The sequence below is a fragment of the Pseudomonas sp. NFX1 genome (assembly GCF_051123555.1).
Classification (GTDB): domain Bacteria; phylum Pseudomonadota; class Gammaproteobacteria; order Pseudomonadales; family Pseudomonadaceae; genus Aquipseudomonas; species Aquipseudomonas capeferrum.
In genome coordinates, this window is sequence record NZ_CP169366.1 from 2275416 (window position 1) to 2294916 (window position 19501).

The 19501-nt window shown below is 63.5% G+C and carries 16 protein-coding genes; 10 read left to right on the forward strand and 6 right to left on the reverse strand.

What is annotated here, in order from left to right; all coding sequences use genetic code 11:
- Positions 1–1170 carry an indole-3-acetate monooxygenase gene (gene iacA, locus DJ563_RS09915; RefSeq protein WP_033698734.1) on the reverse strand — a complete coding sequence of 390 codons (1170 nt, stop codon included), beginning with the start codon at positions 1168–1170 and terminating at the stop codon, positions 1–3.
- 522 nt (positions 1171–1692) lie between these two features.
- On the opposite strand from iacA, the gene DJ563_RS09920 reads away from it, so the two are divergent.
- The 7 genes from DJ563_RS09920 to DJ563_RS09950 all read left to right on the forward strand — a co-directional run bounded on the left by DJ563_RS09920 (position 1693) and on the right by DJ563_RS09950 (position 9682).
- Complete coding sequence (locus DJ563_RS09920; RefSeq protein WP_033698735.1) at positions 1693–2610, forward strand: LysR family transcriptional regulator; 918 nt, start codon at positions 1693–1695, stop codon at positions 2608–2610.
- A 201-nt stretch (positions 2611–2811) separates the two neighbouring features.
- On the forward strand, positions 2812–4086 hold the full coding sequence (locus DJ563_RS09925) for an aromatic ring-hydroxylating oxygenase subunit alpha (protein WP_227696199.1): 1275 nt from the start codon (positions 2812–2814) through the stop codon (positions 4084–4086).
- A gap of 14 nt (positions 4087–4100) precedes the next feature.
- Positions 4101–4577 (forward strand): aromatic-ring-hydroxylating dioxygenase subunit beta, encoded by a 477-nt coding sequence (locus DJ563_RS09930; RefSeq protein WP_274100452.1) that lies wholly within the window; start codon positions 4101–4103, stop codon positions 4575–4577.
- Positions 4578–4587: 10 nt separating this feature from the next.
- Positions 4588–5547: a PDR/VanB family oxidoreductase gene (locus tag DJ563_RS09935; protein WP_274100713.1), complete on the forward strand. Its 960-nt coding sequence runs from the start codon at positions 4588–4590 to the stop codon at positions 5545–5547.
- Positions 5548–5658: 111 nt separating this feature from the next.
- Positions 5659–6903, forward strand: coding sequence for an OprD family outer membrane porin (locus DJ563_RS09940; protein WP_033698740.1), 1245 nt, complete (start codon positions 5659–5661; stop codon positions 6901–6903).
- 22 nt (positions 6904–6925) lie between these two features.
- Positions 6926–8233, forward strand: coding sequence for an MFS transporter (locus DJ563_RS09945; RefSeq protein WP_238347559.1), 1308 nt, complete (start codon positions 6926–6928; stop codon positions 8231–8233).
- 90 nt (positions 8234–8323) lie between these two features.
- Complete coding sequence (locus DJ563_RS09950; protein ID WP_274100683.1) at positions 8324–9682, forward strand: spinster family MFS transporter; 1359 nt, start codon at positions 8324–8326, stop codon at positions 9680–9682.
- 1800 nt (positions 9683–11482) lie between these two features.
- Here DJ563_RS09950 and catA read toward each other — a convergent pair.
- From catA to DJ563_RS09965, 3 genes are read right to left on the reverse strand one after another with little or no spacing between them, the layout of a single operon-like run.
- Positions 11483–12418, reverse strand: a complete 936-nt coding sequence (gene catA, locus DJ563_RS09955) for a catechol 1,2-dioxygenase (protein WP_033698744.1) — start codon at positions 12416–12418, stop codon at positions 11483–11485.
- A 43-nt stretch (positions 12419–12461) separates the two neighbouring features.
- A complete protein-coding gene (gene catC / locus DJ563_RS09960; RefSeq protein WP_434519404.1) occupies positions 12462–12752 on the reverse strand; it encodes a muconolactone Delta-isomerase in 291 nt (96 codons plus the stop codon).
- 31 nt (positions 12753–12783) lie between these two features.
- Positions 12784–13905: a muconate cycloisomerase family protein gene (locus tag DJ563_RS09965; RefSeq protein ID WP_033698746.1), complete on the reverse strand. Its 1122-nt coding sequence runs from the start codon at positions 13903–13905 to the stop codon at positions 12784–12786.
- Positions 13906–14039: 134 nt separating this feature from the next.
- On the opposite strand from DJ563_RS09965, the gene DJ563_RS09970 reads away from it, so the two are divergent.
- The 3 genes from DJ563_RS09970 to DJ563_RS09980 all read left to right on the forward strand — a co-directional run bounded on the left by DJ563_RS09970 (position 14040) and on the right by DJ563_RS09980 (position 17124).
- Positions 14040–14912 carry a LysR family transcriptional regulator gene (locus tag DJ563_RS09970; protein ID WP_434519405.1) on the forward strand — a complete coding sequence of 291 codons (873 nt, stop codon included), beginning with the start codon at positions 14040–14042 and terminating at the stop codon, positions 14910–14912.
- 144 nt (positions 14913–15056) lie between these two features.
- Entirely contained in the window at positions 15057–15824 is a 768-nt protein-coding gene (locus DJ563_RS09975) for an SDR family NAD(P)-dependent oxidoreductase (RefSeq protein WP_434519406.1), read from the forward strand.
- Between the two features lie 28 nt (positions 15825–15852).
- The gene (locus DJ563_RS09980; protein ID WP_434519407.1) at positions 15853–17124 is read left to right on the forward strand and encodes a D-arabinono-1,4-lactone oxidase; all 1272 of its coding nucleotides are present in this window, start codon (positions 15853–15855) and stop codon (positions 17122–17124) included.
- Between the two features lie 60 nt (positions 17125–17184).
- On the opposite strand, the gene DJ563_RS09985 is transcribed toward DJ563_RS09980, so the two are convergent.
- Positions 17185–17985, reverse strand: a complete 801-nt coding sequence (locus tag DJ563_RS09985; RefSeq protein ID WP_095063582.1) for a helix-turn-helix domain-containing protein — start codon at positions 17983–17985, stop codon at positions 17185–17187.
- 116 nt (positions 17986–18101) lie between these two features.
- Entirely contained in the window at positions 18102–19334 is a 1233-nt protein-coding gene (gene eutH / locus DJ563_RS09990) for an ethanolamine utilization protein EutH (protein ID WP_274099825.1), read from the reverse strand.
- Positions 19335–19501 lie beyond the last annotated feature (167 nt).

A 19501-nucleotide genomic window follows, 5' to 3' on the forward strand; every position in this document is an offset into this window, starting at 1 on the left:
TTACAGGTAGCCCGGAAGGGGCTGTTTACCGAAGAACATCGCCCCGGCGTTCTGGTAGGTGACGTCGCCCATGAAGGCGTGCTGGGTCACCACCTGCGCATCGTTGACGCAGCGGGCCAGCGGGCTTTCGTTGTAGATGCCGGTCATGCCCGAGAGCATCTGTACACTGCGCGCCACTTCGGCGGCCACGCGGGCGGCATGAGTGGAGGACAGGCGCAACAGGTTGGTGACCTCGACCGGTACCGGATCCCCCGCCAGGACGTGCTCCCAGGCTCGTTCGATGGACTCGTAGAAGAACGCGCGAGCCGAGCGCAGCGCCGCCTCGGCCTTGGCCACATCGACCTGGGCCAGCGGCCGGTCAGCCAGTGCCGGGGCGCCGGTGACCGAAATGCGCCCACTGGCCATGCCCGACAGTTCGTCGAGCGCGGCGCGGGCGATGCCCAAGCCGACCACCGAGAGCACCTGGGTGGCGAACGACAGCGAGGGGTAACGGAAAAACGGCTCGTCCAGGTTGGGCTTGCCACCGCGCACGAAGGTCCACTGCTCGCCGACCACCACGTCCTCGACCACCAGGTCGTGGCTGCCGGTGCCGAGCAGCCCGACGGTGTCCCAGGTCTGCTCGATGCGCGCTTGCTGGCGCGGCATCACTGCCAGGCGTGGCAAGTCAAGCTTGTCGCCATTGCGCGGGGCGATGCCGACACCGACGATGTCGGCGCCCATGGAGCCGCTGGAGTACTTCCAGCGGCCGTTGACCTTGAAGCCGCCGGGCACGATCTCGGCGGGCTGTGGCGGGAAGATGCCACCGGCGAACACCGTGTCGGGGCTGTTGCCGTAGATCTCGGCGATGGTTTCCAGCGGCAGCGCCGCCAGGTACACGGGGCTCATTCCGAAGCTGGCCACCCAGCCGGCGGAGCCGTCTGCATGGGCGATGCGTTCGACCATTTCACAGAAGGCACCCGGCGAGCATTCAAGCCCACCGAAGCGTTTGGGCACCAGGGCGCGGTACACGCCATGGGCCTTGAACGCGTCGATCACATCGCGGGATATGTGGCGCTGGCGGTCGAACTCACCGAGGCGAGCCCGATCACGAACACCGTCAAGCAAGGCCTCGAAGGCAGGGCCAGAGGCGAGCGCCGACACAGGCGCGGCACGCAGGCAAAGCGATTCCATGGACTTTCTCCGTCTCAGGCGCGGTTTTTGTACTGATGCTTGTGGGGGGTGTTGGCTGGGCTCGGTGAAGGCAAGCACTGGCCATGCAGAGGGGCGTAGGCAGCTTTGGGCGGCATGGTCTGTCTCTCTTGTTTTAGGTGCCGGTGACAAATATTTGCGGCGATTTACGTGAATTGTCAATTGAATTTTCACGCTAAAACTCACGAAAAATCTGCTAGCAGCACTCAGGAAGATTCATAAAAAACCGCTTATCCATCTGATTTAAATGAATTTAAAGGCTGAGATAGGCTGAGCTGAACAGCGCAAAAAAAACTAAAGACCAACGCTGATATCACGAAAAATTTTTAGTGCCTTTTTCACATGATTTCTGCCAGAAAAAAACGCGTGTAGGATGGCCTGGCATGGAGCGCGACAACGCCGGCCAACCCACGCCGAGCACACAAGAAAAACATCAAGCCAGCGCCCCACCAGGATCGATGGGGACACGCCAATGCCTGCCGTGATTACCCCGAGGTCGAGGTCATGCCCACCCGCCATATCGATCTGCAGGACCATCGCCTGCGCTACCTGCACCTGAGCCATGACAAGGGCTCGATGCGCGCCGCTGCCGAAGTGCTCGGTGTCGCCACCTCATCGGTCAGCCGGCAGATCGCCCGGCTGGAAGAAGAACTGGGCATCGAACTGGTCCGCCCCGGCACCCATCGCATCAGCCTGACCGCCGCCGGCGAAGCGGCCGTGGACTACTACATCGAGCGCACCCGCCAGCACGCGCTGCTGGTCAACCGCCTGGACGAACTGCGCGCCCGCCAGCAGGCCTCGACGGTGATCGCCATTGGCGAAGGCCTGCTGGGCGCCCGGGCGATCAATTCGTTGCAGGGCTTCTTGCATGCGCACAATGCGCACAAGGCCGAGATCATCAGCGCCCCGTCCTTGGAGGTGCAGCGCATGGTGCTGGCCGACGAGGCGCATTTGGGCGTGGTGTTTGCGCCCAACCCTGCAGCCCGCCTCACGCGGCTGTTCAGCTTGGCGCAGCCACTGCGGATGATCGTGCACCGCGACAGCCGCATGGCCGAACGCTCCACGGTCAGCCTTGCCGAAGTGGCCCGGGAATCGCTGGTGCTGCCCGGTGCCAATTTCCGCGTGCGCGAGTTGGCGGATGCCGCGTGCAAGGACCAGCCGTTTGCCATTGTGCCGACCCTCACGTCCAACTCCCTGGCGGTGATTCTGGATTTCGTGCGGTCGGGGCTGGGGGCCACGTTGCTGGCTGAGCTGCCGATCATCGACGAGCTCAAGAGCGGCACCTTCAAGGCCCTGGCCATTGATTGCGAGGCGATGAACGCGACCGATATCCAGATCGTCACGCGCCGGGGCCGTACCCTGGATGGCATGAGCCGGGAATTGGCGACCGAGATGGCCAAGGCGGTGCGTATGGCGTTGTGATGTGTGCCAGGGTGCTTGCCGTTGTTTTTGTGGCGCGGCGGAGATCGAGCGCCGCCCCAACAAAAAAAAACAACGACGTACGCACCGCCATCCCCCCCCCGTTGCACAAAACGCAACGACATTGATCGCCCCTGTCATTGAGCCCCACCCCCCTGCCCTTTAGCGTTGCTCCCATAAGAAAACGCCCCATAGGTGACCCCCGTGAGCAACCTGATCCCCGCCGTCAACCTGACGGTCGACCCGGCCGCGCTGGTGCAGCACGACCGCGTCCATACCTCCCTCTACACCGACCCGGCCCTGTTCGACGCCGAGCTGCAGAAGATCTTCCACAGCACTTGGGTCTGGGTCGCCCACGACAGCGAAGTCCCGGACGCGGGCAGCTACAAGACCACCTTCATCGGCAAGCAGCCGGTGATCGTGGTACGCGACCGCAAGAAGGCCATCAACGTGCTGCTCAACCGCTGCCGCCACCGCGGCGCCACGGTCTGCGAGCACAAGAAGGGCAAGACCAACAGCTTCGTCTGCCCCTACCACGGCTGGGGCTACGCCCTCGACGGCTCGCTGCGCGGCATCCCCCACCCGGAAAGCTACGGCGATTGCATCGACAAGGCCGAACTGCCACTGGTCAGTCTGCGCACCGAAAGCTACGCCGGCATGGTCTTCGCCACCTTCAAGGACGACATCGAGCCGCTCGAAGACTTCCTCGGCGCAGCCAGGAAGTGGATGGACCTGTTCATGAAACAAGGCGCCGGCTACGGCATCAAGGTCCCCGGCGAGCACCGCTTCCGCTTCCCCGGCAACTGGAAGATCCAGCTGGAAAACACCACCGACGCCTACCACTTCCCGCTGGTGCACAAGAGCTTCCTGTCCTCGGTCGACGAGCAGACCCTGGAGCTGTTCGACTTCGTCAAAGGCCCCGGCTACGTCGAGGACCTGGGCAACGGCCACAGCGTGATGGTGATGATCCCCGAGCTGGTGGACCTGGAAGCCGACCTCGACAAACCGATCCCGGAGCGCTTCGAGGCCCTGGCCGCCGAGCTGCGCGACGAAGGCATCGACGAGCCACAAGTGCGCCGCATCGTGCGCGCCGTCGGCGGTTCGGGCTTCAACCTCAACCTGTTCCCCAACGTCGCCTGCTCGATGGCGTTCTTCCGCGTGCTGCAGCCGATCTCGGTGACCGAGACCGAAATCCATCACTCGGTGATCACCATGGACGGCGGCCCGGCCGCAGCCAACCGCTACCGCCTGCGCCTGCACGAGCACTTCCAAGGCCCGATGGGCTTCGGCACCCCGGACGATTCTGAAGCCTGGGAACGGGTGCAGAAAGGCGCCCGGGCCGGTGAAGACCTGTGGATCATGCTCAACCGCGGCCTGCCCGGCGAGACGCCCAGCGCAGACGGCCTGGTCTCCGACGTGAGTGCCGAAACCGGCATGCGCGCGGCGTACCAGCAGTGGAAAAAGATGATGTCGGCGTGAGCATGGAGAACCCTATGAACCTGCAATTGCTGCAAGAAGTCACCGCCTTCATCTGGCAGGAAGGCGACATGCTCGACCACGGCGAGTACGACACCTGGCTCGGCCAATGGACCGAAAAAGGCACGTACATCATCCCCATCGACCCGAAGCAGAGCGACTACGAGAACACCCTCAACTACGCCTACGACGACCACCACATGCGCGGCCTGCGGGTGCAGCGGTTGATCGGCGGCGAGTCGATTTCCACCAGCCCACAACCGCGTACCGTGCGCACGCTGTCGCGCTTTCGGGTGCTGAGCGACGACGGCGTCAACGTCAGCGTGCGCTGCGCGCAGAACGTGCGGGAATTTCGCAAGGAAAGCCTCAAGCACTACAGCGCCGACCTGACCTACACCCTGGTGCGGGCGGCGGGCGGTTTCAAGATCCACCGCAAGGTGATCAGCCTGATCAACAGCGACGATACCCTTGCCGGTATCGGCTACATCCTCTAGGGCCACCGGCATGATCGACCCACTGCTCGATGTGATCGTGCAAGCCCGCGAGGTGCAAGGCGGCGACGTGCTGGTGCTGGAGCTGGCCGCAGTCGACGGCCAGACCCTGCCGCGTTTTGCGGCGGGCGCCCACGTCGACCTGCACCTGGCGCCCGGCCTGGTCAGGCAGTACTCGCTGTGCGGCGACCCCGCGCACGCCAATGTCTACCGCCTTGGCGTGCTCAAGGACAGCCAGTCCCGCGGCGGCTCGGTGGCGGCGCACGAGCACCTGCTGCCCGGCACGCCGATGCGCATCAGTGCGCCGCGCAACCTGTTCCCGCTCGCCGGCGACGCCACGCGCTCGCTGTTGCTGGGCGGCGGCATCGGTATCACCCCGATGATCGCCATGGCGCATGCCCTGCATGCCCAAGGGCAGCCGTTCGAACTGCACTACCGCGGCCGCTCGCGCAGCCGCTGCGCGTTCGTCGACGAACTGCTCGCCGCACCGTTTGCCGCCAGCGTGTTCACCCACTTCAGCGACGAAGGCCCTGAGCAGCAACTGGACCTGGCCCAGGTACTCGGCCCGGCTACGCCAGGTGTGCACCTCTATACCTGTGGCCCGGCGAGCTTCATGGACTGGGTGATCGAGGGCGCACGCCAGCAAGGCTACGACGACGCGCATATCCACCACGAGTACTTCCAGGCCGAGGTCGACACCTCGGGCGGCAGCTTCGAGGTGGTGGCCGCGCGCAGCGGCAAGACCGTGCAGGTGCAGCAGGGCCAGACCCTGACCGCAGCGCTGCGCAGCGTCGGCATCAAGGTCGAGGTGTCGTGCGAGCAAGGCGTGTGTGGCACCTGCCTGTGCGACGTGCTCGAAGGCCAACCCGACCACCGTGACCACTACCTGACCGACGAGGAGAAACACGCCAACGAACAGATCGTGTTGTGTTGTTCCCGGGCGCGCGGCAAGCGCCTGGTGCTGGATATCTAGAAAAACAAAAACAAATACGTGACAGACAAGCGGGCGCAAGACCTGCAGCCCCTTCTGCCCAGTTGAACGACTGCCCAGGACTTGTACTGATCACACTTCCAGGATTACCCCATGGAACTCAAATGGCCGTTGCGTGCGAAACCGTTTTGCCTGTGTGTGGGCGCCGTATTACCCCTGACCTGCTTGGCCGACGTGGTGGATGACAGCCACCTCTCGCTCAATTTCAGAAACCTCTACCTGAACCGTAACTTCACCAACCCCAGTGCACCGGTGTCCAAGGTCGGCAACTGGTCGCAGGGCTTCGACCTGCAGTTCGAATCTGGCTACACCGATACTCCATTGGCAGTCGGCCTCGACCTCAACGGCCAGTACGCCTTGCGCCTGGACGCCACCGGCAATGATGGCTCACTACCCTACAGCCGCCATCGCCAGCAAGCCGCCGACGACTACAGCCGCGGCGGTGCGACGCTGAAGCTCAAGTACGCCAAGACCAAGGTGCTGATCGGTGACCAGAAACCCTTCTACCCAGTCGCCTCCAACGACCCCAGCCGCCAGCTCGACACCCTTTACCAGGGCGCGGTAATCGAATCACGCGACATCGACAACCTGACCCTGGTCGGCGGGCGCTTCTGGTCGATCGTCACCCGCGAGTCGTCCAACCACGAGCGCCTGTACCGCTACGGCACCCGCGACGACCAGGACAGTGATGGCCTGGACTTCGCCGGCGCCACCTATGCGCTGACCCCGGACCTGCAAGCCAGCTACTTCCATGGCGTGCTCAACGACATCTACAAGCAGGACTACGGTGGCATCAAGCACGCCCTGAAGTTTGCCGATGGTTACCAGTTGAAAACCGACGTCGGCTATTTCAACAACCGCGAAGACGGCGCCGCGCGCAGCGGCGCCGTGGATAACCGCGCCTACTTCGGCCTGGTCACCCTGGAAAAAAGCGGGCACATGCTGGGCCTCAGCTACCAGCGCATGACCGGGGACACCGTGTTCCCGACGCTCAACGGCTACGTGCCGCAGCTGTGGTTGCCGAACTGGGCAGGCCTGCCGTTCATTCGCCCGGACGAACGCAGCTGGTCGGTGCGCTACGGCTACAACTTCGCCGCCATCGGCCTGCCCGGGCTGAAGCTGTTCACCCGCTACATCAAAGGCACCGACATCGACCGCGGCCCGGGCCTTGCACGGGACCAGGAAAGCGAGCGCGACATCATGCTCAGCTATGTGGTCCAGAGCGGCCCGCTCAAGGACCTGGCCTTCGACCTCAAGAACATGCGTACCCAGCAACAGTACGGCAACGACTACAACGAGTATCGCCTGATCACTTCCTACACCTGGAAGTTCTGGTGACCGGCCCGCATGGAGATGGCTCATGAGTAACCTGAACACCAACATCACCCGTGATACCGACCCGCGCACCATGCGCCGCATCGTCATTGCCTCGGTCCTGGGCAACGCCCTGGAATGGTATGACTTCTTCCTCTATGGCACGGCGGCGGCGCTGATTTTCGCCCCGCTGTTCTTCCCCGCCGGTACCGACCCGGTGCTCGGCACCATGGCCTCGTTCGCAGGCTTCGCCGTAGGCTTTCTGGCCCGCCCGCTGGGTGGCCTGATCTTCGGCCACATCGGCGACAAGGCCGGGCGCAAGAAGGCCTTGGTGATGACCCTGGCGATCATGGGTGCGGCAACCTTTGCCATGGGGTTGCTGCCCACCTTCGAGCAGGCCGGCTACCTGGCCCCCGCCTGCCTGGTCATTTTGCGCGTGCTGCAAGGCGTCGCCTCGGGTGGCGAATGGGGCGGCGGCGTGCTGCTGCTGAGCGAGAATGCGCCCAAGGACCGGGTCGGGTTCTATGCGGCCTGGAGCCAGTTGGGTGTTTCCGGCGGGTTCGTGATGTCTGCCGCAGCGTTCTACCTGGTGCAGATGCTGCCGGTCGACGACATGATGAGCTGGGGCTGGCGGGTGCCCTTCTTGGCCAGCATCCTGATCTTTGGCGTGGGCGTGTACATCCGCCGCAGCCTGCCAGAGAGCAAGGCCTTCGTCGAAGAGCAGGCCCAGCAGGACAAACCCGAGCACATGCCGGCCATGGAAGTGCTGCGCAAGCACCCCAAGGCGGTGCTGCAGGCCATGGGTATCCGTATCGCCGAGAACGGCAGTGCCTACCTGTTCCTGGCCTTCACCATCGCCTATGCCAAGTTCACCGGGCTGGATACCCAGCTGGTGCTGGCCAGCGTGATGGTGGCGATGATCGTCGAGGCCGGCACCATCGTGTTCTGGGGCTGGCTGTCGGACATCATTGGCCGGCGGGTGGTGTATGCCATCGGCTCGGTCGGCTTGATGGTACTGGCGTTCCCGTTCTTCTGGATGCTCGATACCCACTCACCAGTGTGGGTGTACCTGGCGGCGTTGCTGGGCATGGCCTTCTGTCACGGCGCCATGATCGGCACCCAGCCCGCGCTGATGGGTGAGCTGTTCCCGGCCAAGGTGCGTTATTCGGGGCTGGCCATGGGGCACGAGATTGCCTCGATTTTCTCGGGTGGCCTGGCGCCACTGGCGGCGACCGCACTGTTCAGTGTGTACAAAGACGCCTGGCCGGTGTCGGTGATGCTCATGGTGATGGGCGCGATTACCACCCTGGCGGTGATTTCCATCAAGCCACAGACCGCTGCAGAAAATAACTGACGGTAGCCCCCTTGGCAGGAGCAGCCTGCTCCTGCGATGAGGCCATCAGGCTTTCCACATCAGGGCTGTCCAAATCAGGAGCTCGCGTGCATGAACACCCTCACCCAAGCGCAACACCTCAAGCCAAGCAAAAAACGCTACGTCTACGAATGGTATGTGGTCCTGCTGTGCATGGTGGCCTACATCTTCTCGTTCGTTGACCGGCAGATCCTGGCCTTGATGATCGAACCGATCAAGGCCGACCTGCAACTGAGCGATACCCAGTTCAGCCTGCTGCACGGCCTGGCGTTCTCGCTGTTCTACGCCTTCATGGGCATGCCCATCGCCTACTTGGCCGACCGCTTCTCGCGGCCACGCATCATCGCGGTCGGGGTGATTTTCTGGAGCTTCGCCACGGCCGCCTGCGGCCTGAGCAAGAACTTCACGCAGATGTTCCTCGCCCGTATCGGCGTGGGGGTCGGCGAAGCGGCGCTGTCGCCTTCGGCCTATTCGATGTTCAGCGACCTGTTCCCCAAGGAGAAGCTCGGCCGCGCAGTGGGCATCTACTCCATCGGCTCGTTCGTCGGTGGTGGCATTGCCTTTCTGGTCGGCGGCTACGTGATTACCTTGCTCAAGGACGCACAAACCATCGAGGTGGCCTTCCTGGGCGCCATGAAGGCCTGGCAACTGGCGTTCTTCATTGTCGGCTTGCCCGGTGTGATCGTTGGCCTGTTGATCTGGCTGACGGTGCGCAACCCGGAGCGCAAGGGCGCGCAGCTGGATGCTGACGGTAACGTGCGCAAAGTGAAACTCACCGATGGCCTGCGCTTCATCGGCCGTCACCGGGCGACTTTCAGCTGCCACTACCTGGGCTTCTCGTTCTACGCCATGGCACTGTTCTGCATGATGAGCTGGACACCCGCGCTGTACATCCGCAAGTTCGGCATGAGCCCTGAGCAGGCCGGTTTCATGCTCGGCACCATCTTGCTGTTGGCCAACACCACGGGGGTGGTATTCGGCGGTTGGCTGACCGACCACCTGGCCAAGCGTGGGCGCAGCGATGCGGCCATGCGCACCGGGGTGATTGGCGCGTTGGGCATGATCGTACCGGCCGTGCTGTATTCGCAGGTGGACCAGCTGTGGCTGTCGGTGACCTTGCTGGTGCCGGCCATGTTCTTCGCTTCGTTCCCTATGCCAGCGTCCACTGCAGCCATGCAGATCCTCTCGCCGAACCAGGTGCGTGCGCAGGTATCGGCGGTGTTCCTGTTGATCAGCAACCTGCTGGGCCTGGGGTTGGGGACCACGTTGGTGGCGTTGATCACCGACCGCTACTTCGGTGTGCCGGCAGCCGTTGGTTCGTCGATGTCGATCGTCAGCTTCGCCGCGTCGTTGCTGGCCATCGTGCTGCTGACCAAAGGCTGCAAGTGCTTCCGGCACAGCATGCAACGCGAGCATCCGGTCGGGGGCTGAGGGGTGGGTGCCTGGCTTGGCACTTTCAGCGCCCATCAGATCGAGCGCCGCCCGCGCGGCGCATCGCGAGCGAAGCTCGCTCCTACGTCTGTTTCAGGCCAGTGAGGTCTGTGGCATTTACGCGCGACCGCCTTGTTTGTCCGACGCAATATCGGGACAGGCACCAAGGGTCCGCGCGCCAATCCCTCAGGTATAACTGGCCCGAAACAAATGTAGGAGCGAGCTTTGCTCGCGATGCGCCGCGCGGGCGGCGCTCGATATCCGCCCCACCTCCAACCCCAAGACAAGCACCTAGTCGCCTTCACGCTATATCCCGACAAGCCTGGCTTGGCACTTTCAGCGCCCTTCAGATCGAGCGCCGCCCGCGCGGCGCATCGCGAGCGAAGCTCGCTCCTACGTCTGTTTCAGGCCAGTGAGATCTGTGGCATTTACGCGCGACCGCCTTGTTTGTCCGACGCAATATCGGGACAGGCACCAAGGGTCCGCGCGCCAATCCCTCAGGTATAACTGGCCCGAAACAAATGTAGGAGCGAGCTTCGCTCGCGATGCGCCGCGCGGGCGGCGCTCGATATCCGCCCCACCTCCAACCCCAAGACAAGCACCTAGTCGCCTTCACGCTATATCTCGACAAGCCTGGCTTGGCATTTTCAGCGCCCTTCAGATCGAGCGCCGCCCGCGCGGCGCATCGCGAGCGAAGCTCGCTCCTACGTCTGTTTCAGGCCAGTGAGATCTGTGGCATTTACGCGCGACCGCCTTGTTTGTCCGACGCAATATCGGGACAGGCACCAAGGGTCCGCGCGCCAATCCCTCAGGTATAACTGGCCCGAAACAAATGTAGGAGCGAGCTTCGCTCGCGATACGACGCGCGGGCGGCGCTCGATATCCGCCCCACCTCCAACCCCAAGACAAGCACCTAGTCGCCTTCACGCTATATCCCGACAAGCCTGGCTTGGCATTTTCAGCGCCCTTCAGATCGAGCGCCGCCCGCGCGGCGCATCGCGAGCGAAGCTCGCTCCTACGTCTGTTTCAGGCCAGTGAGATCTGTGGCATTTACGCGCGACCGCCTTGTTTGTCCGACGCAATATCGGGACAGGCACCAAGGGTCCGCGCGCCAATCCCTCAGGTATAACTGGCCCGAAACAAATGTAGGAGCGAGCTTCGCTCGCGATGCGACGCGCGGGCGGCGCTCGATATCCGCCCCACCTCCAACCCCAAGACAAGCACCTAGTCGCCTTCACGCTATATCTCGACAAGCCTGGCTTGGCATTTTCAGCGCCCTTCAGATCGAGCGCCGCCCGCGCGGCGCATCGCGAGCGAAGCTCGCTCCTACGTCTGTTTCAGGCCAGTGAGGTCTGTGGCATTTACGCGCGACCGCCTTGTTTGTCCGACGCAATATCGGGACAGGCACCAAGGGTCCGCGCGCCAATCCCTCAGGTATAACTGGCCCGAAACAAATGTAGGAGCGAGCTTTGCTCGCGATGCGCCGCGCGGGCGGCGCTCGATATCCGCCCCACCTCCAACCCCAAGACAAGCACCTAGTCGCCTTCACGCTATATCCCGACAAGCCTGGCTTGGCATTTTCAGCGCCCTTCAGATCGAGCGCCGCCCGCGCGGCGCATCGCGAGCAAAGCTCGCTCCTACATTTGTTTCGGGCCAGTGAGGCCTGTGGCATTTGCGCGCCACCGCCGTGTACCCACAAAAAAGCCCGGGCCCTCCCCGCACGGAAAGGCCCAGGCACAAACGATAAATCCTGTAGAAACGCGCTTGCTGTCATCTTACAAGCGCACGCCCCCCCTGACCTCAGCCGTCTTGCAAAGCACGCGGCCGATGGCTGCGGATTTCCGCCTCAGGCGCCTTGGCAGGCTGCAACTGGAAGTCGAACGCCAGTTCGGCGAAGCGGTCACCTTGCACACCCCGGTCACGCGCCGTCGCTGCATCCTCGACAAAGCGCAGGTCACCGATCAGCCCGTCGCGGGTGGCATAGGCAAAGTCATCCCACAAGTACTGGTCACCCGCAAAGTTGATCTGCGTGGTCAGGTGGCGATGCCCCGGTGCCGAGATGAAGAAATGCACGTGCGCCGGGCGCTGGCCATGGCGGCCGAGCAGGTTCAGGCATTCCTGGGTCGGCCCTTGTGGGTCGCAGCCATAGCCGGACGGCACGATCGAGCGGGCGCGGTAGCGGCCTTCAGCATCGGTGATGATGCGCCGGCGCAGGTTGTACTCGGACTGGCTCGAATCGAAGTACGAGTAGGTGCCCTGGGTATTGGCGTGCCACAGGTCGACGGTAGCGCCCGCCAACGGCTTGCCCTCGGTATCGAATACCTGGCCCTGGAGGAACATCACCACGCCCGGGTCGGTGCCGTCATCCATGCGCGCTTCGCCTTGGCTGACAGGCGCACCAGCAACATACAGCGGGCCTTCGATGGTACGCGGGGTGCCGCCGGTGAGGCCGGCTTCGGCATCCTTGGCATCCTGCAGCAGGTCGATGAAGTGCTCGATACCCAAGCCCGCCGCCAACAGCCCTGCCTCATTGCGACCGCCCAGGCGGTTGAGGTAGTCCACGGCATGCCAGAACTCATCCTCGCTCACTTCCAGGTCTTCGATCAGGCGGGCAGTGTCCTGCAACACCCGCAGGATGATCTGCTTGAAGCGCGGGTTACCCTCGGCGTGCCCAAGGCCTGCGGCCCTCTCGAAGAACGACTGGATCTCGGCAGTGTGGGAAATCTTCACGGTCATTTTGCTTACCTCGTATTGTTCTTGTCAGGTAGTCAGGGACGACTCAACGGTCGTCGCTGTGGATCGACGAAGGGTGCCGGCACAGGCCGTCCACTTCAATCTCCATGTAGGGGAACAGCGGCAGTTGCATCAGGGTATCGTGCAGGGCCTCGACGCTGGGGACGTCGAACACGCTGAAGTTGGCGTAGTGCCCGGCGATGCGCCACAGGTGGCGCCAGGTGCCATCGCGTTGCAGGCGCTGGGCCAGTTCCTTTTCGTCGGCCTTGAGCTGGGCGGCCTTGGCCGGGTCCATGTCGACCGGCAGTTTCACGGTCATCTTCACGTGGAACAGCATGCGGGTTCTCCTTAGGCGTTCAGTTTCAAGATCAGCGGCGGGCGAAGCGCGCCAGGCGCTGCTCGTCCAGGGTCAGGCCAAGGCCCGGTGTGTGTGGAATGTGCAGCTGGAAGTCGTGGTACTGCGGTGGCTCGTTGACAATTTCTTCGGTCAGCAGCAGCGGCCCGAACAGCTCGGTGCCCCAGGTCAATTGGCGCAAGGTGAGGAACGCGTGGGCCGAAGCCAGGGTGCCGATCGAGCCTTCGAGCATAGTCCCGCCGTACAGGGCGATACCGGCTGCTTCAGCGATCTGCGCAGTGCGCAGCACCGCACGGGGGCCGCCGTTCTTGGCAATTTTCAGGGCGAAGATGCTGGCCGCGCCGTCGGCGGCCAGGCTGAAGGCGTCCTCGACGCTTTCGATCGATTCGTCAGCCATGATTGGCGCCGGGCTGCGCTGGTTCAGGCGTACCTGGCCGCCACGGTTGATCCGCGAGATCGGCTGTTCGATCAGGTCGATGCCGTTGTCGCCCAGCACCTGGCAGGCGCGCAGGGCCTGGGACTCGTCCCAGTACTGATTGACGTCGACCCGCACGCTGGCGCTGTCGCCCAGCTCGCGCTTGATCGCCACCACGTGCTTGAGGTCCTGGTCCACCGGGTTGGCGCCGATCTTCAGCTTGAACACGCGGTGGCGGCGGATTTCCAGCATGTGCTGGGCTTCGGCGATATCGCGGGCGGTGTCGCCGCTGGCCAAGGTCCAGGCCACTTCCAGGCTGTCACGCACGCGGCCGCCCAGCAGTTCGCTGACCGGCAGGCCCAGGCGCTTGCCCTGGGCATCGAGCAAGGCACTTTCAATACCCGACTTGGCAAAGGTGTTGCCCTTGGCCAGCTTGTCCAGCTTGAGCATGGCGGCATTGATGTTGTCTGCCGGCAGGCCGATCAGGGCCGGCGCCAGGTGCGCGTCGATGTTGGCCTTGATACCCTCGGGGCTCTCGTAGCCATAGGCCAGGCCACCGATGGTGGTGGCCTCGCCGATACCTTCGACGCCGTCGCTGCAGCGCAGGCGCAAGACCACCAGGGTCTGCTGCTGCATGGTGTGCATTGCCAGCTTGTGTGGGCGGATGGTCGGCAGGTCGACGATAATGGCGTCTACACGTTCGATCAGGGCATTGGTCATGGTCGGCAGGTCCCGTCTGGTCGGGTCGCACGCTGCGGGCCCGACACTGCATTTACTTGATTAATCAAGCATTGCGCGACAACCTGCCGGCCGTCCAATATCAAATGAATCTCCCACCATACCCTGGAGGTCTGATGGAGCTGCGCCACCTTCGCTATTTCAAGGTGCTGGCCGAAACACTGAACTTCACCCGCGCCGCCGAGCTGCTGCATATCGCCCAGCCGCCGCTGAGCCGACAGATCAGCCAGCTAGAAGACCAGCTCGGCACCTTGCTGGTGCTGCGTGAACGCCCGCTGCGCCTGACCGAGGCCGGGCGGTTTTTCTACGAGCAGACCTGCACCCTGCTCCAGCAGCTGGAGAACATCAGCGACAACACCCGCCGCATCGGCCAGGGGCAACGCCAGTGGCTGGGCATCGGCTTTGCCCCCTCGACCTTGTACACCGTGCTGCCAGAGCTGATCCGCGAGTTGCGCCAGGACAGCGAGCTGGAGCTGGGCTTGAGCGAGATGACCACGCTGCAGCAGGTCGAGGCGCTCAAGAGTGGCCGCATCGATATCGGCTTCGGCCGTATTCGTATCGATGACCCGGCCATCCTCCAGCAGGTGCTGTGCGAAGACCCACTGGTCGCGGTGTTGCCCAAGGGCCACCCGCTGACGGGCAACCCACTGACCCTCGCCCAACTGGCCAAGGAGCCCTTCATCCTCTACCCGGCCAACCCCCGGCCCAGCTACGCCGACCATGTGCTGGCACTGTTCGCCCATCACGGCATGACCCTGAACATCAGCCAATGGGCCAACGAACTGCAGACCGCCATCGGCCTGGTCGCGGTCGGGCTCGGCGTTACCCTGGTGCCGGCTTCTGTGCAACAGCAGCACCGTACCGACATCGCGTATGTCGGCTTGCTCGACAGCAGTGCCGTCAGCCCGATCATTCTCAGCCGTCGCAAGGGCGATGTGAGCCCGATCGTGCAGCGCTGCCTGGCGTTGATTGCCCAACAGACCCCCTGACCTGCCCCGTATACCCTTCGGTATATGGATGTTCCCGTTGAAGTGTTTCATGCTCCGACACGCGATCGCACAGTGCCGAGGCATCACAAACACTCAATAGAAAACCATTGCTGCGCCGGCTACCGGCGCAGCGCGGAGTCGAACATGACGGGACGTCTCAATGGCAAGGTCGCGCTGATTACAGGCGGCGCGGGTGGGTGCGGGTTGGCCGCATCGCAACTGTTCGCGGCAGAGGGGGCGCGGGTCGGTATCGTCGACTTGCCGGGCAGCAAAGGCGCCGAGGTGGCTCGGCAATTGCGCGATGCCGGCCATCAAGTGCTGTTCGCACCCGCCGATGTGTCCGACGCGCAGCAGGTCAAAGCCGCAGTCGCGGCCGTGGAACAAGCGTTCGGGCCAATCACCGTGTTGCTCAACCACGCCGGCATCCTGGCCGCCGTGCCCTTCCTGGAAACCAGCGAAGAAGAGTGGGACCGGATCATGGCCGTGAACGTGAAAAGCATGTTCCTGGTCACCAAGGCGGTATTGCCGGGCATGCTCTCGGCGGGCGGTGGCAGCATCGTCTGCACGTCGTCGATTTCGGCGGTGGTGGGCACGCCCATGGAGGTGCTGTATTGCACCAGCAAAGGCGCCACGCACATGTTCGCCAGGGCCATCGCCGTGGAGTTCCGCGACCGCGGCATCCGTGCCAACGCGATCTGCCCGGGCTTCATCGCCACCGACCACGGCCTGCGCGAAATCGACATGCTGCGCAAGCACGGGGTGGATGTCAGCGAACACGCGATCGCCGCCGCCCAGGGGCGCTTGTGCCAACCCTCGGAGGTGGCCACCGCGGCCTTGTTCCTGGCCAGCGACGATGCCAGTTTCGTCAACGGCACCCACCTGTTTGCCGACAACGGCTACACCGCCATCTGATCACAATAATAATGGGCAGGAGAGCAACGTGAGCACCTCATCGAACAACATGCACATCAACGAGTTCGGGCTCGACCAGGCGCACTGGCGCAACTGGGCGGGCAACCAGTCGTGTATCCGCGCGGCACGTGGCGCCCCCTCCAGCGAAGACGAGCTGTGCACCCTGGTCAGCCAGGCGAGCGCCAATGGCATGAACGTGCGCGTGGCGGGTTCCGGGCATTCGTTTACCCCGGTGGCGCTGACCAACGGCCTGCACCTGTCGCTGGGCAACATGAGCGGTGTGCGCCACATCGACCCTGAGAAAAAGCGCGTCACCGCAGCCGCCGGCACCACCATCAACGCCTTCGGCAAGGCGCTGCGGGCGGCCGGCCTGTCGATGGTCAACCAGGGCGACATCGACAGCCAGTCGATCGCCGGCGCCCTGACCACAGGCACCCACGGTACCGGCCTGACCCTGGGCAACCTGGCCTCGTCGATCGTTGGTCTGAAGCTGGTTCAACCCAACGGTGAGATCATCGTGGTGGATGAAAGCACGCCCGACCTGCTGCAGGCGGGCCGAGTATCGCTGGGCGTGCTGGGGATCGTGTCGGAGCTGACCTTGCAGGTGACCGACAGCTTCAACCTGCACGAACGCATCTGGCGTGAAGACTTCGAAAGCGTGATGGACAAGCACGATGAACTGGCGCGCACGCACCGCCACTTCAGCTTCTTTTGGTGCCCCTACGAGCAGAGCCGGCACTGCTACTGCCTGCCGGACACGGCGGCAACCTCCACCAGTGGGCGCACCACCGATGTGTGCGAGGTGAAAGTCATGGACATCACCGACCGCCCGGCCTGGGAAAGCGAATTCGAGAAAGTCGCCTACAGCTCGGACGTGTATCCGATCGAGTACTTGCCCAACTTCCATGAACTGGAATATGCCGTGCCCCTCCGGCACAGCAAGGAAGCCTTGCGGGCGGTGCGCAAGCTGATGCTCGAGGACTTCCCCGAGGCGATCTACCCCATCGAGTACCGCTTCACCGCCGGCGACGGCGCCTGGATGAGCCCGTTCTTCGAGCAGGACAGCGTGACCATTTCGGTGTCTGGCCAGCCGGGCACCGACTACTGGGACTACCTGCGGGCGGTCGACCAGATCCTGCGCGCATACGGCGCTCGGCCGCACTGGGGCAAGCTGCACTTTCTGACCGGTGACGACGTCAGTGCCCTCTACCCCCGTGCCCAGGATTTTCGCAACCTGCGCCGCCAGCTCGACCCCCAGGGTATCTACCTGAGCGAGCACCTCAGCCCGCTGTTCAAGTAAGCCGCAACGGCTTGGCACAACGCCCGAGGCAGCCCCTCGGGCGTTGTGCGTTTCAGGCGTTCAGGCCTTGGCCAGGTAATCGATGAACAGGCGAAACAGTTCGGCGTTGGTGGAAATCTCCAGCCGCTGGTAGATATTGTGCTTGTGCACTTTCACCGTGCCATCCGAGATGTTCAGTTGCCTGGCAATCGACGCATTGCTGTGCCCCTGCAACAGCAACTTGGCGATGTAGCGCTGGGTCTCGGTCAACTGCCCCTGCAAAATCTCGACAAAGGCATCTTCCAGCACCCCGCCCTCGGCAGGCGCATCGCGCAGGTAATCGGCGTAGCGCAGCCGACAATGTTGGCCCAGCACCGAGGCCAGCACGGGCGCCATGGCAGCCAGCACCTGCATGTCGTCTTCGCTGAAGCTGCCGCTGCTGAGGTTGCGCATCAGCGAGTAGACGACGGCCACCTGAGGCCGCAGCGCAATGATGAAGCCCACCTCCTCCACCGAGGTGCCGTAGTCGGACGACACGCACGGGTGGATGTCCTTGGAGATGGAGAAGCCTGAAGCATAGAAACTGTCGGGCGCCAGCTCGCTCATGCGCCAGAGCCCGCCCGGGTGCTCGTTGACGCAGGCAACATAGAACGGGTCGAGCAGGTAACCGCCCCGCACGTAGGCGTTCAGGGTGCGCTCGGACACCGAATCGTTGTAGCCGTTATGCACCAGCAGCGCATGCTGGTTGAACTTGAACAGATAACCACAGCTCATCTCGAATGCCAGCTTTGCGCGCAAGAGCGCATCGATGGCCGGCCCCAAAGCGTCCGTGCCGATCGCATCGATCACCGCCGCCAGCCTGTTCGCTTCTTCCAATGTCATCACTCACCCCGCTGTCGTGCACACAAGCCCCTGGGCAACTTACCGCCCTGCACCGCAAAAAGCACAAAATCCGGGGCGCCCTGGGCGCTCCGGATCATGTCGGCGACGTTTTTCGGTCAGGACGGTTCGGCAGCCACCTTGTAGGCACTGGCGGCCTCGTCCTCGCGCCCCATCTCCACAGCCTTGGGTACGGCCAGCCAACTGGCGAGCAGCATGGCGAACAGGCCACCGCTGAGCTTGCCGATGATCAGCGGCAGAATCAGCGAGGGCTGGAAGTTGGCGGAGAAGGCCATGTGGTCGCCGAAGGTGAAGGCGGCGCACACCGAGAAGGCGATCACCAGCACCTTGTCCTTGGGCGGCATCTCGCTCACCAGCCTGAACATGGCCAGAATGTTGGCCGAGGCGGCCAGCACCCCGGCGGCGCCGACCCCGGACATGCCGAACCGCGAGGCGACCCGCTCGATGGGCCGTGCCAGAAAGCGCTTGAGCAGGTGCACCATCGGGAACGCCCCACACAGCATCAGGCCAACGTAGCCGGCAATTTCCAGCGCGCGGAACTGGTCGTCGGCATCGGCGATGATCGGGGCGAAGCCCCAGCTACCGAACACAGCGCTGAAAAAGCCGGTGAAGTACTGGACGATGGAGGCCACCAGCACCAGCACCACACCGATATACATGAACTGACCGAGCTTGAGGAACAGGTACACCATCAGCGTCGGGAAGTAGCGCAGCGCGGCGGCCAGCACGATGCAGAACAGAATCAACGGCATCAGGTTGCGCACCAGCATCGGCCAGGTGAAATGCAGCGCCTGGGTGGCCGCGCCGGTGGTGGCGATGTCCGGCCGCACCTCCAGGCCGAGCAGTTGCATGGTCATGGCGATGACCATGATGCTGACGGGAATGGTCAACAAGCCGGCCATGATCCCCAAGGCCATGTACTTGTGGTCGACCTTGCGCAGCATGGCCAGCCCCACCGGGATCACGAAGATGATCGTGGAGCCGCACTGGAAGCCGGTGATCAGGCCCAGGATCCAGCCCTCGGGGCTTTGCGCCATGGCCTTGGCCAGCTGGTAGCCGCCCATGTCCGAGGCGATGAAGATCGGCCCGGCAATCGCGGGGTCGGCGCCGATGGCCTGGAACAGCGGCGCGATGAGCTGGCTGATGCCTGCGGATATATACGGGATTGCCGCCATGATGCCGGCCACGGGGATGAAGATCGGGCCAATGCTGTGCAGGCCGGCGATGAATTCCTGGCCCAGTTCACCTTCTGGGTTGTAGATGGATGCCACGGCGCCCAGTACCGCGCACACCATGATGACGTAGATGACATAGGTGCCGATGTTTTCCATTTGCCGCCTCATTCTTGTAAGCGTTATAGGGTTGGCAGGACTGAAAGACACGGGGGCGTAATTGTTTTTATCGCGCATGCAAGGTGCGCCCCGTCGACGGTTAAGCTATTCGGCAGGCAGCGGGCTGTCCATATACCGGGAGGTATATGCAGTTCCCAGACAGCAAC

Bases quoted from the DNA above. Each gene is read 5' to 3' on its own strand.
- DJ563_RS09970 (WP_434519405.1), top strand. From the start codon at position 14,040: ATGGAGCTGCGCCACCTTCGCTATTTCAAGGTGCTGGCCGAAACACTG.
- DJ563_RS09945 (WP_238347559.1), top strand. From the start codon at position 6,926: ATGAGTAACCTGAACACCAACATCACCCGTGATACCGACCCGCGCACC.
- DJ563_RS09940 (WP_033698740.1), top strand. From the start codon at position 5,659: ATGGAACTCAAATGGCCGTTGCGTGCGAAACCGTTTTGCCTGTGTGTG.
- DJ563_RS09930 (WP_274100452.1), top strand. From the start codon at position 4,101: ATGAACCTGCAATTGCTGCAAGAAGTCACCGCCTTCATCTGGCAGGAA.
- eutH (WP_274099825.1), bottom strand. From the start codon at position 19,334: ATGGAAAACATCGGCACCTATGTCATCTACGTCATCATGGTGTGCGCG.
- DJ563_RS09920 (WP_033698735.1), top strand. From the start codon at position 1,693: ATGCCCACCCGCCATATCGATCTGCAGGACCATCGCCTGCGCTACCTG.
- DJ563_RS09975 (WP_434519406.1), top strand. From the start codon at position 15,057: ATGACGGGACGTCTCAATGGCAAGGTCGCGCTGATTACAGGCGGCGCG.
- catC (WP_434519404.1), bottom strand. From the start codon at position 12,752: ATGCTGTTCCACGTGAAGATGACCGTGAAACTGCCGGTCGACATGGAC.
- iacA (WP_033698734.1), bottom strand. From the start codon at position 1,170: ATGGAATCGCTTTGCCTGCGTGCCGCGCCTGTGTCGGCGCTCGCCTCT.
- DJ563_RS09965 (WP_033698746.1), bottom strand. From the start codon at position 13,905: ATGACCAATGCCCTGATCGAACGTGTAGACGCCATTATCGTCGACCTG.
- DJ563_RS09950 (WP_274100683.1), top strand. From the start codon at position 8,324: ATGAACACCCTCACCCAAGCGCAACACCTCAAGCCAAGCAAAAAACGC.
- catA (WP_033698744.1), bottom strand. From the start codon at position 12,418: ATGACCGTGAAGATTTCCCACACTGCCGAGATCCAGTCGTTCTTCGAG.
- DJ563_RS09985 (WP_095063582.1), bottom strand. From the start codon at position 17,985: ATGACATTGGAAGAAGCGAACAGGCTGGCGGCGGTGATCGATGCGATC.
- DJ563_RS09935 (WP_274100713.1), top strand. From the start codon at position 4,588: ATGATCGACCCACTGCTCGATGTGATCGTGCAAGCCCGCGAGGTGCAA.